Source organism: Dyella japonica (assembly GCF_040545895.1).
Classification (GTDB): Bacteria; Pseudomonadota; Gammaproteobacteria; order Xanthomonadales; family Rhodanobacteraceae; genus Dyella; species Dyella japonica_D.
The window spans coordinates 519,766-534,666 of the sequence record NZ_JBEPMU010000004.1 but is presented as its reverse complement, the minus strand read 5'-3'; the positions used below and the strand labels follow the sequence as shown (position 1 = coordinate 534,666).

Annotated in this window: 12 protein-coding genes; 4 read left to right on the top strand and 8 right to left on the bottom strand. The window is 64.8% G+C overall.

Annotated elements, in window-relative coordinates; all coding sequences use genetic code 11:
* Positions 1-300 precede the first annotated feature (300 nt).
* Positions 301-3,153, bottom strand: coding sequence for a bifunctional [glutamate--ammonia ligase]-adenylyl-L-tyrosine phosphorylase/[glutamate--ammonia-ligase] adenylyltransferase (gene glnE, locus ABIC75_RS15675; RefSeq protein ID WP_354014811.1), 2,853 nt, complete (start codon positions 3,151-3,153; stop codon positions 301-303).
* A 282-nt stretch (positions 3,154-3,435) separates the two neighbouring features.
* Between glnE and ABIC75_RS15670 the strand changes: the two genes are divergently transcribed.
* On the top strand, positions 3,436-5,295 hold the full coding sequence (locus ABIC75_RS15670) for an LTA synthase family protein (protein ID WP_354014810.1): 1,860 nt from the start codon (positions 3,436-3,438) through the stop codon (positions 5,293-5,295).
* A gap of 244 nt (positions 5,296-5,539) precedes the next feature.
* Positions 5,540-5,812 (top strand): hypothetical protein, encoded by a 273-nt coding sequence (locus tag ABIC75_RS15665; protein WP_354014809.1) that lies wholly within the window; start codon positions 5,540-5,542, stop codon positions 5,810-5,812.
* A 64-nt stretch (positions 5,813-5,876) separates the two neighbouring features.
* On the opposite strand, the gene ABIC75_RS15660 is transcribed toward ABIC75_RS15665, so the two are convergent.
* The 6 genes from ABIC75_RS15660 to groES form a co-directional block, all read right to left on the bottom strand.
* Entirely contained in the window at positions 5,877-8,267 is a 2,391-nt protein-coding gene (locus ABIC75_RS15660; RefSeq protein WP_354014808.1) for a TonB-dependent siderophore receptor, read from the bottom strand.
* Between the two features lie 118 nt (positions 8,268-8,385).
* Positions 8,386-9,378, bottom strand: a complete 993-nt coding sequence (locus tag ABIC75_RS15655) for a FecR family protein (protein WP_354014807.1) — start codon at positions 9,376-9,378, stop codon at positions 8,386-8,388.
* Positions 9,375-9,893 carry an RNA polymerase sigma factor gene (locus tag ABIC75_RS15650; RefSeq protein ID WP_354014806.1) on the bottom strand — a complete coding sequence of 173 codons (519 nt, stop codon included), beginning with the start codon at positions 9,891-9,893 and terminating at the stop codon, positions 9,375-9,377. The genes ABIC75_RS15655 and ABIC75_RS15650 overlap by 4 nt, the downstream gene beginning before the upstream one ends.
* Positions 9,894-9,928: 35 nt before the next feature.
* The gene (locus tag ABIC75_RS15645) at positions 9,929-11,065 is read right to left on the bottom strand and encodes a VirK/YbjX family protein (protein ID WP_354014805.1); all 1,137 of its coding nucleotides are present in this window, start codon (positions 11,063-11,065) and stop codon (positions 9,929-9,931) included.
* 160 nt (positions 11,066-11,225) lie between these two features.
* On the bottom strand, positions 11,226-12,869 hold the full coding sequence (gene groL / locus ABIC75_RS15640; protein ID WP_354014804.1) for a chaperonin GroEL: 1,644 nt from the start codon (positions 12,867-12,869) through the stop codon (positions 11,226-11,228).
* A gap of 135 nt (positions 12,870-13,004) precedes the next feature.
* The gene (groES, locus tag ABIC75_RS15635) at positions 13,005-13,298 is read right to left on the bottom strand and encodes a co-chaperone GroES (protein WP_354014803.1); all 294 of its coding nucleotides are present in this window, start codon (positions 13,296-13,298) and stop codon (positions 13,005-13,007) included.
* Between the two features lie 276 nt (positions 13,299-13,574).
* On the opposite strand from groES, the gene ABIC75_RS15630 reads away from it, so the two are divergent.
* The gene (locus tag ABIC75_RS15630; RefSeq protein WP_354014802.1) at positions 13,575-14,222 is read left to right on the top strand and encodes a class II aldolase/adducin family protein; all 648 of its coding nucleotides are present in this window, start codon (positions 13,575-13,577) and stop codon (positions 14,220-14,222) included.
* Entirely contained in the window at positions 14,222-14,539 is a 318-nt protein-coding gene (gene cutA, locus ABIC75_RS15625) for a divalent-cation tolerance protein CutA (protein WP_354014801.1), read from the top strand. The genes ABIC75_RS15630 and cutA overlap by 1 nt, the downstream gene beginning before the upstream one ends.
* On the opposite strand, the gene ABIC75_RS15620 is transcribed toward cutA, so the two are convergent.
* Positions 14,509-14,901: a cupin domain-containing protein gene (locus ABIC75_RS15620; protein ID WP_354014800.1), complete on the bottom strand. Its 393-nt coding sequence runs from the start codon at positions 14,899-14,901 to the stop codon at positions 14,509-14,511. The two genes, cutA and ABIC75_RS15620, sit on opposite strands and share 31 nt — an antisense overlap.

Genomic DNA, 14,901 nt, shown 5'->3' with positions numbered 1-14,901 from the left:
ACCGCCCTTTCGAGAAGGGCATAAAAAACGGATTTCCTTTGGCAGTATTTCGAAAACTAACGTCCTCGTCACTGAGCGAGTAAATATTCGCAATGTGCGACTAAGACAGTGCACCACAGAGGTCAGCGACCCAGGGACGTAAGATACCCACCCAGATCAAATCACCAACGCCTACGAAACCCTTTGGTGCGATGCGCGTCGCCCATACAGCTAAAGACCTGCCTCAATAAGGTCTTGAGAGCAAAGCGCGCGCCGCAACCACTTGAGCAAACCGAACAGCTATCCAGGAAGACACCAAACTCATAACAGGAAACCGAGCGCCGCCGTGACTTCCTGCACGCTGACGCTCAATCGCTCCAGTTCGCCGTCGCGCGGCGCGATGCGTGAACGCAGGTCGAGAGTGCATGCCAGTGCGCGATGCAGCAATTCCGCGTGTGCCTCGGCGAACACCCCGGCCTGTTGCCCATCGAGTAGGCCTGCGTTACGACATGCCTCGATGAGGCCGGCATTGGCGGTGATGTTGAGCAGCGCGGGCCGTTCCGCTGCATGCGCCAGCACCAGGCCTTGCAACGCGAACTCGATGTCGAGCAAACCGCCATGGCCTTGCTTGAGATCGAACAGTTGCGCGTCGGAGCGATCGCGTTCGGCGCGCCAGCGCTGTCGCATGCTGCTGACCTCGTGCAATACGGATGCACGCTCGCGTGACACCGCCAACACCTCACGGCGCACGGCGGCGAGATCGACGTGGAGCGCAGCATCGCCTGCAATGGGACGTGCGCGCAGCAGGGCCTGGTGTTCCCAGGTCCATGCGCGGCTCTTCTGGTACGCCTCGAACGCGTCGAGGCTGCTCACCAGCAGGCCTTTCGAACCATCGGGCCGCAGGCGCGTGTCCACTTCGTACAGGCGTCCGGCGCGCGTGAGCACGGTGAGCCAGTTCATCACGCGCTGGGCGAGGCGCTGATACCAGCGCGAACCTTCCAGCGGTCGCGCGCCATCGCTCATCGCATGCGCGCGCTTGCCGTCGTAGACGAACACGAGATCGAGATCGGAAGCGAAACCCAGTTCCTCGCCACCCAGGCTGCCGTAGCCTAACACTGCAAAACCGGTGCCGACGCCCGGCAGGCGACCGTGTTGCGCGGCAAGCTCGCGTTCGGCGAGCGCCAGCACCGCCAGCACGATGGATTCGGCCAGCACGGCCAGGCGGCGCGCGGTTGCCACGGCATCGGCGCGTCCATCGCTGAAGGCCAACCCGAGGCGGAACGCCACGCTCGCCTTGAATTCGTTGAGGCGCTCCAGTTCGGCTTCGGCCTCGCGCTCGTCCAGTGTCGCCAGCACGCGGGTGATTTCCGCGCTGATGTCCGCACGCTTGAGCGGCAGCTGATCGATGCGCGGATCGAGCACGTCGTCGAGCAGCAGAGGTTGCGCAATCACGCGCTCGGCGAGGAAGGCGCTTTCGGCAAACAGCCGCGCCAGACGCATGCGTGCGGCGGGCTGTTCTTCCAGCAGGGCGAGATACGACGATCGTCGCGCCACTGCCTGCACCAATCGGCACAGGCGCAACAGGCAGGGCACCGGCGCGATGCTGTTGCGCGCCACCGCCAGCAACTGCGGCATGAGACGGTCGAGCTGCTCGCGCGAACGCTGCGACATCGCACGCACTGACGCCGCCTGCGAGAGCTTCTGCAGCGCTTCGGCAGCTTCGCCACCCGGCGTGAAGCCAGAGGATTCCATCAGGCCAGCGTCCAGCGATTCGGCGCACGCGTGTTGCCACAGCGCCACGTCCGCCACCGGCGCGGCGGCGGTACGACCGCCCTGCGGCACCAACACTTCGGCGAATTCCTGGCTGACCTTGGCGCGATGGACGGCGAGCTGCTCTTCCAGCTCCTCCCACGAACCATGGCCCAGTCCGAGCGCGATGCGTTCGCGGCTGAGCGCATCGTCCGGAATGTCGTGCGTCTGCGCATCGCGCAGCATCTGCACGCGATTCTCCACGCGACGCAGAAACACATAGGCCTCGCGCAATTCGCGCGCACGCGCCGCATTGATGTGCCCGCGTGCCTCGCATGCAGTAAGCGCGGGCAGCAGGCCGCGCACGCGCAGGCTGGGTTCGCGTCCGCCGCGGATCAACTGCATCAGCTGCACCACGAATTCGATTTCGCGAATGCCGCCGGGACCGAGTTTGAGATTGTCCGCCAGATCCTTGCGCGCCACTTCCGCATCGATCAGCGATTTCATCTCGCGCAATCCCGCGAACGCGGTGTAGTCGAGATACTTGCGATAGACGAACGGCCGCAGCAGATCCTGCAACTGCTTGCCCGCATGGCGGTCGCCGGCCACGGGGCGGGCCTTGATCCACGCGTAGCGCTCCCAGTCGCGGCCTTCGCTCTGGTAGTACTGCTCCATCGCCGAGAACGGCAATGCCAGCCGGCCGGCATTGCCGAACGGACGCAGGCGCAGGTCGACGCGTGCGCAGATGCCATCCACGGTAGGCTCGTTGAGCAGGCGCACGAGCTGGCGCGCGAGGCGCACGAAATACTCGCTGTTGTCGAGCGAACGAGCGCCATCGCTCTGCCCGCTGTGCGGATAGGCAAGCACCAGGTCGATGTCGGACGAGAAATTCAGCTCGCTGCCGCCAAGCTTGCCGAAACCCACCACTACCATGCGCTGCAACTCGCCCTCGTGGCTGCGGCTATGGCCATAACGTGCAGCGAGCACGTGCTCGGACCACTTCAGCGACGACTCCAGCAGCACTTCGTACAGCACGCTGGTGGCCGAAAGCGTTTCGGGCAATTCGTCCAGGCCATTCACGTCGCGGAACACGAGGCGCAAGGCTTCGGCGTGACGGAAGCGCCGCAATTGCGTCAGGCAGGTAGCTTCGTCGTCGGAAAGCTTCAACGCCTCGATGCGTGCGCTGGCGTCGCTGCCCGAGCGCAGGCGCTCAAGACCTTGCGGCGCCAGCAACTGCGGCTGGCGGAACCATGTATCGAAGGCGAAATCGCTGGCAAGCAAGGTGCGCCGGATGCGCTCGGCAACGCCGGCGTCGTCGTGCAAGGGCACGCCCATCTGGCGGCACCGCGCGATCAGCTCGCGGTAGCGGTCGTCGATCAGCGCGCGCAGCGCCGGGGATTCCGTGGGCCTGTTGATGACAGTCATCCGATCATTCTGCCGCAGTGTCGCGTGCGTTGTTGCGTTCGCACGCGACAAATCTTTCGCAGTATGACCGGCTCATGACCGGATACCGCAGGTTTTACCACTTGCGTGCACGCCGACGACGCACGAGGCGTTGCCATGGTGACGTCCAACGGGACACGCGCCCGTTCCCACAACGATTGGTTCAGATCCAGGACATTACATTTCCTTTTCCGAGCCATGACAGCCAGCCCACAGGGTGCCATGACCACCTCAGCGACTCCACCCGCGCTGCTCGCGCGCTCCATGCCCCTCCGCCTTGCGCTGGTATTCGTGTTGGGCATCGCATTCACGCTGTTGACCGGTGTGGTCGATGGCGGCGTCGGCGTAGGGCCGATGCAGGCGCTGAGCCAGCCCCTGTTCCTGATCGCCAACGCCCTGCCCGGCCTGATGCTGGCCTCGCTGCTGCTGGTTCTGAGCCGCCGGGCCTTCCTCTCCTTTGGCCTGGCCTTCCTGCTGCAGACGCTGGTGTATGCCGTCAATGCACTGAAGGTGAGCAACCTCAGCACGCCGCTGATGCCCGCGGATTTCCGCATGCTGGGCCAACTGCGTCGTGGCGGCCTGACGTTGCTGGGCAGCTACCTGCCATCCAGTCCATGGCCGTATCTCGGGTTGCTGGCTGCCCTGGCGATCATCCTGGTCGCCTGGCGCATGGAACGGCCGATGTTCGCGCGACGCACGCGCGGCAAGCGCCTCGTCACCGGCGTGGCCTTGCTGGCCCTGATCGGCTCGTTGTTCGCCGGCATGCCGGGATGGATGAAGCTCTACGGCGGACACCACCTCTGGCTGGAACCCTGGTCGGCCACGGCCACCGCCGAGCACTCGGGCCTGGTCAGTTCGCTGATGATGTTCCACCTGCACCAGGGCCACGCACGCAAGAAGGCGGACCCCGCAGCGGCACTGCAGCTGATCGAGCGCACCGATGTGGCGCTGCGCGAACATCTGCAAGGGCCGGTGCGCAACAACGGCGAGGAACCCGACATCGTGGTGGTGCAGAGCGAGTCGTTCTTCGATCCGTCGATCATGAAAGGCTACGAGCACGCCGACCTCACGCCGAACCTGCGCCGCCTCGCCGCGCAAGGTGAAAGCGGCCCGTTGCATGTGCCCACCTACGGTGGCGGCACCATCCGCACGGAATTCGAAGTGCTCACGGGTTTGTCGTTGCGCTATTTCGACGACATGCAGTTTCCGTATCTGCAGATGAATCACAAGGTGGTGCCGAGCATGGTGCGCGTACTGCGCTCGCACGGTTACGAAACCATCGCCGTGCATGGCAACGATCCGGGGTTCTGGAACCGCAACACGGCGTTCCAGGCGATCGGCTTCGACCGCTTCGTATCGCGCAAGTCGTTCCCCGCGCACGCCGCGATGGACGGGAAATACATGGCCGACAGCGCGATGACCGACGAAATCATGGCGCAACTGAAGGACGCCGGCCCGCCGCAGTTCCTCTTCGCCATCAGCATCGAAGCGCACGGCCCTTATGACGTACCGCCGGCGAATGCCGCCGAACGCGACGCCATTCCCGTGCCCGAAGGCGTGACCGGCCAGAACAAGCGGGAGCTGCAGAACTATCTCTACCACATGCGTCACGCTGACCAGGAGCTGGGCCGGCTGGCCGAACTGCTCGCCCATCGCGAGCGTCCAACGCTGCTGCTGTTCTACGGCGATCACCTGCCCGCGCTGACCGATACGTACAACACCACCGGCTTCGTCGATGGCAAGGACATGCTCAGCCAGGCCGGCACGTGGCTGTTGGTGGATCCACACAATCCGTTGCCGGCGAAGCGGGAGGCGCTTGCCTCGTGGATGCTGCCCGGCCGCCTGCTCGAACAAGCCGGCGTGCGCGACGATGCCTACTTCGCGCTCACCCAGGTGATCGCCCCGCAGCTCGCCGGCCTGACCCGCGCACCCGGCGCACCGCTGGAAGCGGAGGACAACTCCGAGCACCAGGAAGACGACGACATGGCTAACGTCGCGCTGTTGCGCATGAAGGGCAAGCTCGATGCGCTGCTGCCCAAGGTCGACCTGCAGACGGCAGGCTTCATGGAAGAGGCGCCGCTGGTTCCGGCCGATGGCGTCGAAGCCGTGGGCAGCCACCAATAACGGCATCCTAACGCCATCAAGGGAATGGACGTCCAAACGAAAACGAGCAAGGCCGCCGTTTTTCGCGGTTTTCAAGCGGTACGAAAACGATTTCGCGCACGCGTCATAACGTGGATTCATCGATCTGTCTGCGCGCTAAAGGGAGCCCGGTCGGTTCAGGTTAGGTATGGCGATGTGCCTCTAGCTTCGATTCCAGCCACGAAGCAACGCCTTCGCTGGCATTCCCACACTGGAGGTTTACCTCATGCGTAAGACCATGCTTGCCGCTCTCCTCGTCACCGCTGCTTCCGTCCTGACCGTTCCCGCGTTTGCACAGGACGCCGCTGCAGCGACGAAGACCGAAGCCAGCGCGACCACCACTGGCGCGGCAGCGAAGGACACGGCCAAGGCTACCGATCAGGCCGCGATGAAGAGCAGCGATACCGCGCACAAGGCCAAGCACAGCAGCCACAAGGCCAAGGCCGCTGCCACCGACGCCACCAAGACGGATGCCGCCGCGCCGGCCGCCCAGCAGTAACTCGCTCCGCACGATGTAAACCCAGACCCCGGGAGGCAACTCCCGGGGTTTTTCTTGGGCAAGATCAGAAGTCGTACGTGCCCGATAGCATCACGCTGCGACGCGTGCGCAGCGGTACGAAGGTTTCATTGAAGTCGGCGGAATACAGGTCGCGTCCGAAAAGATTCTTGACGCCCAACGTCATTCGCCAACGGTCCGTGCGATACGACACATTGGCATCGACTTCCGCCTGGCCCGGCGATGGGTAATAGGTGGAGTAATCCAGACTCTGTCCCAGCGATCGGCTACGTGCCTGCACGCCGCCGGCGACGCCCCAGCCCTGCAACACGCCGCCCTGGAACCAGTAGCTGGCCCACAGGTTGAAGCGCTGGCGCGGCGCGCCCGTGGGCTGCGTGCCGTCGTGGTTGGTGATCTGCGCGTTGGTGTAGCTGCTGGTGACGTCGAAACCCGGCGCCACACGCCCGGCGAACTCGATCTCCACACCGCGATTGGTCTGCCCCGGCCCGAAGCTGGCGAAGTTCGGCATGGCTTCGAGAAACAAGTAGCTGTGGTCGAGCATGATGCGATACAGCGACACAGTCAGCCACGCCTGCTCGTGGAACAGATTGAACTTGGCGCCCGCTTCGAGCTGGCGCGACAGCGCGGGCACCAGCGGGCGGCCGTTCTCGCCGAGATACGACAACGGCTGGAAGCCGTTGCTGGTGAAGCCGTAGAGCGCGACATCGGGCGTGAGCTTGTAGACGATGCCGGCGTTGGGTACCCACTTGATGCGCTTGGGCGTCCATGGATTGCCTTGCGCGTCGGTGGTCGACACTTCGTAGGCGGAGCGGCGCAATCCCAGCAACATGTCCCAGCGCTCGCCCAGCGACAGCTGATCCTGCAGGAACAAGCCGTTGTCCACCGACCAGGGCGTGCCTGACAGCGGCACATTGTCTTCCGGCTGCACCACGGCCGAGACGCGCGGCAACGCGGCATCACTGAACAAGTTGTAGACGGCGCCGTCGTTGTACGAATGCCAGAAGTCGTCCGTGTGGCCCACGCGCGAACGCGAATAGTCCATGCCCAGCGTCACCGTATGCGTCACCGGGCCGGTGCCGAACACGCGGATGAAATCGTTCTGCAGCGAGTAGTAGGTGTCGTTGTAGCGATAGGCCTCCGCATACGGCGACACGTTGCCCATCGGCGTGGGGTTGGTCATCGTCCAGCTCTGCAGGTCGTTCTGCTGCTCCACGTACTGGCCACGGCTGCGCCATGTCCATGCGTTGCCCAGCTGCTGGTCGAGCAGGTAGTACAGGCGGTTGGTCTGGTAGTTGGCGTAGTCGTATTCGTTGCCGGTAAGCAGCCCGAACGGCGTGGCGCTGGACAGCGTGTCGCCCAGCATCACCACGTGATCAGGCATCGGCAGTCGATTGAGAATGCGCTGCGCGCCCACGACTAGCTGCGTGCTTGCGCTGCTCCAGCCGATCGACGGCGCCAGGTAGCCGCTGCGGCGGTTGCGGTAGCCCTGCGGCGTGCGATCGGCGTAATCGCCCGACATCACCAGTCGATACGTGAGGCCCGACACATGGCCCAGCGGCCCGGTCATGTCCAGGCCGGCCTGCACCATGCCCTGCTGTCCCAGCGAGTAACTGATTTCGTGCAGCGGCTCGCTCTGCGGCTGCTTGGTGGTGACGTTGACGAGGCCGCCGAAACTGTTGCCGGTGGAATCGCCCAGGATCGATTGCGGGCCCTTGATCACTTCCACCCGTTCCAGGCCGATCAGCGGCGGAAAATCGCCGGAGCCCGCATTGCTGTTGGGCATGCCGTCGATCAGGCCGTTGCCGGTGTAGAAGCCGCGGATCTGGAACAGCGGCAGGCCGTCCGAACCTTCGACGAAGGCCACGCCGGCCACGTTGCGTACTGCGTCTTCCACAGTCAGCGATTGCTGCGAATCCATCAGCTCGCGCGTCACCACGCTCACCGACTGCGGCACGTCGATGAGTTCGGCATCGTTGCGCGAACCCACGCTGGTGAGCGACGCCTTGAAGCCCACGTCGCGACCGGTCAGTGCGTTGGCCTCCACCGCCGTCAGCTCCCTCGCTTCCGGACGTGGCTTGGACGATGCGGTTTTTCCGGGCGGCTCAGGCAAGGTCACCACCACGGTGCCCTTATCGGTGAATTCGTAGACGAGCCCCGTGCCTTCGAGGAGTTTCGACAACGCCGCTGGTGCCGTGAGGTTGCCCGTGGCACCGAGCGAGCGGAAGCGGGCGATGGTGCAGCCCGCCGTCAACACCTGCACGTTGGCCTGCTTGCCGAAGGCGATCAGCGCGGTGGCGAGCGGCTGCGCCGGAATCGCGAAGTCGATGCGCGGGGCATCCTGCGTGATCGACGCGACGGCCATGCCCGTGCCCGGCACGGTCAGCCAAATCGACATCGACAGGCTGCCCGACAGCAGCAGCTTCGCACGCTTCCTCATAGCCCCCGCTTCATGGCAAGCGAAAACCGCGAGTTTGACATGCGATGCGGCGCTTGTGTGCTCACTTCACCTGCATAAATGCTTTCTTTCGAAAGACTGTCCAGTCATCGGCAAAGGCTCAATGTGGCGCGGGCTTGCGGCGCGCATCGGACAGCACGGTCTGTCCACCGCTGTCGTTCACCCGCAGCGGCAACACTTGCGGCAACGCATGCAACCAGTCGTCGATGGCATCGGTTTTCACCGTGCCGGTAAACGTCAGCGCTTTCAGATCGGCGTCGGCGATGTGCAGCGGCTGCGCGCGATAGCGGTTGATGTTGGCCACCACCACGGACAGCGGCTCGTTGTCGAATTCCAGCCGCGCCTGGCGCCAGGTCGCCACGGCCGCCGGATCGCTGGCGACCATGTTCATGGCCGAGCGCGACGGGTCGTAGATCACCGACTGACCCGCCACCGCCTCGAGGCTGTTGTGCGCCCCGCCCGTGGCATCGGCCACGCGCACGCGCCCTTCGGCCATGGCGACGGTGACGTACTTGCCCGTGCGGCGCACGTTGAACGCGGTGCCGATGTCCTCGATGGTGACGTCGCCGGCGCGCACCTCGAACGGTCGGGCGGCATCGTGCACCACTTCGAAATAGGCCTCGCCGTCGACGAGCTCCACCTCGCGACGCCCGCGACTGAAGTGCGTACTCAAGCGCGTCGCGCCGCCCAGCGTCACGCGCGTGCCGTCTTCCAGCGTCACGCTGCGTTGGGCGGCGATGGCGCTGGCGTAGGTTTGCGTGGTGTCGGTATCTTGCATGGCGCGCCATCCCGCGTAGCCACCGACGGCCAGCACCAGTGCGGCGGCCACGGAGGCAGGCACCCACCAGCGGCGCGGCGGCGACTGGGCCGGTGCGAATTCCGCTACCAATCGTTCGCGCGAAACTTCGCCAAGCGCCTGCAAGCGCGCGGCCAGTTCGGTCACGCGCTCGAAGGCGACGAGGTGCTCGGCGTCTTCGTCGGTCCAGGCCAGCCACTGCTCGGTGGTCCGTTCCGTCGCAGCAGGGTCGCGCAATCGCACCCACCAATCGGCGGCGACGCGCAGGGTTTGTTCGTGGGATGTGTTGGCCATCATGGCATCTCCGGTTCGTCCACCCGCGCCCGGCAATGCGCCAGGGCATGGGCAACGTGATAGCGCACCATGCGCTCGCTGATTTTCATGGCCCGCGCGATCGCACTGATCTCGCAGCCATCGATGACGTGCATGACGAAGGCGCGCCCGGTCTTGGCCGGCAGCTCGCGCAACGCCTTGTGCAGTTGCTGCAATTGCCCCGTGGCATGCACGTGGCGTTCGGGAATGGGCGCGAGGTGCAGGTCCTCATCTGGCGCAACCTGCGGATGATCGGCGCGCACCTGGCGAGCGCGCAGCCGATCCACCGCCAGGTTGGAGGCGATGCGAAACAGATAGGCGCGCAGCGAATCCACTTGCTCGGGCCTCTCCATGGTCACGAGGCGCACATACGCTTCCTGCGCGACTTCCTGAGCGTCCGACATCGAATGGAGACGGCACTGCAGGAACGCCACGAGCGCGCGGTTGTGATCGCGAAACAGATCCGCGATGCGCATCGCGAACGCCGGATCGAGGTTCACGCCCGCGTTGGCAGGCGTGCTGGCTGGTTTGTCCACTAGGCTGCCCTGGTTACGTCGGGAAGCGACGGCGAGACGTCCATGGCTGCCGATGCTTCCATCGCGTCGCGCCACCACGGTACCGGGCGCAACGCGTCGTTCAATAGTTTGACCGCTTCCCAGCGCAGTTCCGCGCGGCGCCGGAACAAGGCGCGGCGCTTGCTATCCCGTTCCATTTCCGTGCGGTGACGCAAGCTGGCCGGCATCAGGAACCAGCCGCCCTCCACGGGCGCGCCGCCCTGCTCCAGCCAGTAGCCATCGTAATCGGAGAACAGCTGCGCGCGCCCCCGCAGTGGATGCGCCGCGTTGCCTACGGCGAGAATACGGCGCAGGCCGCACTGTCCTGCGAACGCATAGGCCAGCACCAGCATCAGTTGCTTGGGTCGCATGCCATGCATGTTGCGCGTCAGCTCGCGCACGGACTCGCGTGCGCCCGCACCCGCCGGCCCCTGGATACAACCGATGGCCAGCGTATCGTCGTCGATCAGCGTCATCACCAGGCGATACAGCGTGTGGTTCTGCGCATCGGTCAACTCGAGGGCAAGCTCGCCTTCACAGGTCATGGGCGCGGGTGGGCGCACATGCAGGCGCACTTCGCCGCCATCCTTCAGCCGCAATGCACCGAGCGTGGCGCGGCCATGCACGTACACCGCCTCGATCAGCTCCGCCGGCCAGCGCTCCAACAGCAATCGATAGTGCGCCTGCAAAGCCAGTACGCGATCGACGCGATGCCACTGACGATTGACGAAGCGATGCAGGTGACGCTCCTGTAAACGCGGATCGCGACCTACGCAGGCCTGCAACAGCGGATGCGACGACAGGAACGCGAGGTACCACGGGTGCATCAGCGGCATCGACGCGGCACGCACCAGATATTTCGCCGCCGCCAGCATGCGCTGGCCGGCATGGCCGCTCCAATCGGTGCGCCGGCGCAGCGAGCGCCACCACACCGACAAACCAGGGTGGCCATCCGTGGCCGCACTCTCCTTGGGTCCAGCCACCTGCGGGTCGGGCGAGCCCGCCCACCAGAGTTCGCGCTCCAGGGAGCGTTGCGCCGCGTAGGCGCAGCCGCTAGCAGCGAACACCAGATCGGCGTCCAGGGGTTCCTCCCCAGGCTGAAGATTCCGTTCGTTCAAGGCTTCCCGACTCGTACGTGACTGTGACGAGAGCTAAGACGTGCCAGTGCGGCAAAACGGAAATGGTTGGCGGCATTTTTTTGATCTTTTTTTCGCGGGCAAAAGAAAACCCCGCACAAGGCGGGGGTTTCTCGTATTGCGGTGCCGGTGAGGCGAGGACTTAGAAGTCCATGCCACCCATGCCGCCCATGCCGCCCGGCGCACCGTGCGAATGGCCTTCGTCCTTCTTCGGCACTTCGGTCACGGCCGCTTCGGTCGTGATGATCGAGCCGGCCACCGAGGCGGCGAACTGCAGGGCCGAACGAGTCACCTTGGTCGGGTCCAGGATGCCGAAGGCAATCATGTCGCCGAACTCGCTGGTCGCCGCGTTGTAGCCGAAGTTGCCATTGCCTTCCTTCACCTTGTTCAGGACGACGGAGGGCTCGTCACCGGCGTTGGCGACGATGGCGCGCAGCGGGGCTTCCAGCGCACGACGGGTGATGGCGATGCCCAGGTCCTGGTCGGTGTTCTGACCCTTCAGGCCTTCCAGCGCCTTCAGCGAACGGATCAGCGCGACGCCGCCGCCCGGCACCACGCCTTCTTCAACGGCTGCGCGCGTGGCGTGCAGGGCGTCTTCGACGCGGGCCTTCTTTTCCTTCATCTCGACTTCGGTAGCCGCGCCAACCTTGATGACGGCGACGCCGCCAGCCAGCTTGGCCACACGTTCCTGCAGCTTCTCGCGGTCGTAGTCCGAAGAGGTCTCTTCGATCTGCGCCTTGATCTGGCCGATGCGCGACTGGATGCGCTCGGCTTCGCCGGCGCCGTCGATGATGGTGGTGTTTTCCTTGGTGATCACCACGCGCTTGGCGCGGCCCAGATCGTTGATCGTGGCCTTCTCAAGCTGCAGGCCCACTTCCTCGGAGATGACCTGGCCATTGGTGAGGATGGCGATGTCTTCCAGGATGGCCTTGCGGCGGTCGCCGAAGCCCGGCGCCTTCACGGCGGCAACCTTCACGATGCCACGGATGGTGTTGACCACGAGGGTGGCGAGGGCTTCGCCTTCCACTTCCTCGGCCACGATCAGCAGCGGCTTGCCGGCCTTGGCGACGGCTTCCAGCACCGGGAGCAGCTCACGGACGTTGGAGACCTTCTTGTCGTGGATGAGGATGAACGGGTCGTCCAGTTCAACCTGCTGCGACTGCTGGTTGTTGATGAAGTACGGCGAGAGGTAGCCGCGATCGAACTGCATGCCTTCGACCACGTCGAGCTCGTTCTCGAGACCCGAGCCTTCTTCGACCGTGATCACGCCTTCCTTGCCGACCTTCTTCATCGCGGTGGCGATGATGTCGCCGATGTTGGCGTCGGAGTTGGCGGAGATGGTGCCGACCTGGGCAATGGCCTTGTCGTCAGCGGTGGGATTGGAGAGCTTCTTCAGCTCGGCCACGGCGGCGTTGACGGCCTGGTCGATACCGCGCTTCAGATCCATCGGGTTCATGCCGGCGGCAACGGCCTTGAGGCCTTCCTGGATGAACGCCTGGGCCAGCACGGTGGCGGTGGTGGTGCCGTCGCCGGCAACGTCGGAGGTCTTGGAAGCGGCTTCCTTGACGATCTGCGCGCCGATGTTCTCGTACTTGTCGGCCAGTTCGATTTCCTTGGCCACGGACACGCCGTCCTTGGTCACGGTCGGTGCGCCGAAGCTCTTCTCGATCACCACGTTGCGGCCCTTCGGACCCAGGGTGACCTTCACAGCGTTCGCCAGGGTGTTCACACCCTTGAGCATGCGGGCGCGGACGTCTTCGCCGAAGCGGACTTCTTTAGCTGCCATAAGTAAAAACCTTTAGAAGTAAGTTAAGAGGAGTGAGGGGTGAGAGAACAGCGGGAACTACGTGAGTCGTGGAGTGCGCGCGACAATCGCGCTCTAACTCTCACTACTCCTTTTCTTTCCGCTGTTTCCTGGCTCTTAGCCTTCGATGATCGCAACGATGTCGTCTTCCTTCAGGAAGACCAGCTCTTCGCCGTCAATCTTGATTTCCTGGCCGGCGTACTTGCCGAACAGCACGGTGTCGCCTTCCTTCACGGACATCGGGCGGACCTTGCCGTCTTCCAGGATGCGGCCGGCACCGGCAGCGATGACCTTGCCGCGGGTCGGCTTTTCGGTGGCGCTGTCGGGAATGACGATGCCGCCAGCGGAGACGCGCTCTTCTTCGAGGCGCTTGACGATGACGCGATCGTGCAGCGGACGCAGTTTGCTCATGGGTGGGCTCCAGCTTCAGTTGGATGGTTGAACAAGATTCGGGACCCCGGAGCGGCGCCTGTTGCTGGCGCTGTTAGCACTCCCCGGAGGTGAGTGCCAATTCTAACGACGCAAAAGCCCCCTGCAAGAGGCGCCCGTCCGATGGCTGAAACTTCCAATGGGGGGACCCGTCGGGTGTTTCAAGGCACGCCGGGGCGAAATTTCACCATCCCGCACTATCGACAGGGGCCACGGGACGCACGACCATGCCCGCCTGTTCCTTGAGGCGACTGGCCCGTGAGTGATGCGCAGACGCTACGCCAGGATCTGGTGACCCAGGGCGCCAAGCTCGCCGCCTCGGGCCTGAGCCAGGGCACCTCCGGCAACCTAAGTGCCCGTTGTGGCGAGGGTTTCCTGATCACGCCCAGCGGCACGCCGTACGAGGAGATCACGCCGGAAGCCATCGTGCCGGTGGACCGGGACGGCCACTGGCCGGACGGACAGCGACCCTCCAGCGAGTGGCGTTTTCACCGGGACATCTACCTGGCCCGGCCCGATGCTCAGGCCATCGTGCACGTGCATCCGCCCTACGCCACCGCGCTGGCCATGTGCCGCAGGGATATTCCGCCCGCGCACTACATGATCGCGGTGGGCGGCGGCGGCTCGATCCGCTGCGCCGGTTACCACACCTATGGAACGCAGGCGCTGTCCGATGCGGTCGTGGCGGCGCTGGAAGGCCGGCTCGCGTGCCTGATGGCCAACCACGGCATGATCGCGCTGGGCAGCTCGCTGGCGCAGGCGATGTGGCGCGCCGTGGAAGTGGAGAATCTTGCGCGGCAGTACGTGCTGGCCCTGCAAGTGGGCACGCCGGTGATGCTTACCGACGACGAGGTGGCCGCCGTGCTGGAGAAATTCGCCCACTATGGGCTGATGTCGAGGTCGTGATGTCCGATACCGTGCTGCTCTGCTATTGCACCTGCCCCGACACCGCCAGCGCGCAGAAGCTGGCCGATGCCCTGGTGGGCGAACGGCTGGCTGCCTGCGTGAACCGCATTCCCGCCATCGCCTCCACCTATCGCTGGAAAGACCAGGTGGTCACCGACCACGAGGAACTGCTGCTGATCAAGACCACGGCCGGCCAGTTCCCCGCACTGAAAGAGCGCCTGCTCGCGCTGCATCCCTACGAGCTGCCCGAACTGATCGCGGTGCCCGTCGCCGATGGCCATCGTCCTTACCTGGACTGGGTGCGCGACCCGGGCTGAGCGTGCGGCGTGCCGACGAAGATCACCAGGATCGTCGCCGGCTCGCCATCGCTGGCATTCGCGCTCACCAGATGACGCGCACCTGCCGGCTCGAACCAATTCTCGCCTGCTGCATACACGCGCAACGGCTGCCCTTCCACCTGGCTGCGCACGCGGCCACTCAACACGTACACATAGGCATCGCGGTCATGCGAATGCGGCTTCGATGCTTCGCCGGGCGCGTAGCTCACGCGCAACGCTTCCAGCGATTTGCCGGGCGCCTGCGTCAACGCGGCGGTGAGTAGTGAATCATCCTGCGTCGCCGCGGCGGGCACGGCGACGGCGAGAGCGAACATCGCGGCGAGAAACAGGGACGCACGCAT

Excerpts from the sequence above, each read along its gene's own strand:
- glnE (WP_354014811.1), bottom strand. The coding sequence starts at position 3,153 with ATGACTGTCATCAACAGGCCCACGGAATCCCCGGCGCTGCGCGCGCTG.
- ABIC75_RS15670 (WP_354014810.1), top strand. The coding sequence starts at position 3,436 with ATGCCCCTCCGCCTTGCGCTGGTATTCGTGTTGGGCATCGCATTCACG.
- ABIC75_RS15665 (WP_354014809.1), top strand. The coding sequence starts at position 5,540 with ATGCGTAAGACCATGCTTGCCGCTCTCCTCGTCACCGCTGCTTCCGTC.
- ABIC75_RS15660 (WP_354014808.1), bottom strand. The coding sequence starts at position 8,267 with ATGAGGAAGCGTGCGAAGCTGCTGCTGTCGGGCAGCCTGTCGATGTCG.
- ABIC75_RS15655 (WP_354014807.1), bottom strand. The coding sequence starts at position 9,378 with ATGATGGCCAACACATCCCACGAACAAACCCTGCGCGTCGCCGCCGAT.
- groL (WP_354014804.1), bottom strand. The coding sequence starts at position 12,869 with ATGGCAGCTAAAGAAGTCCGCTTCGGCGAAGACGTCCGCGCCCGCATG.
- groES (WP_354014803.1), bottom strand. The coding sequence starts at position 13,298 with ATGAGCAAACTGCGTCCGCTGCACGATCGCGTCATCGTCAAGCGCCTC.
- cutA (WP_354014801.1), top strand. The coding sequence starts at position 14,222 with ATGTCCGATACCGTGCTGCTCTGCTATTGCACCTGCCCCGACACCGCC.
- ABIC75_RS15620 (WP_354014800.1), bottom strand. The coding sequence starts at position 14,901 with ATGCGTGCGTCCCTGTTTCTCGCCGCGATGTTCGCTCTCGCCGTCGCC.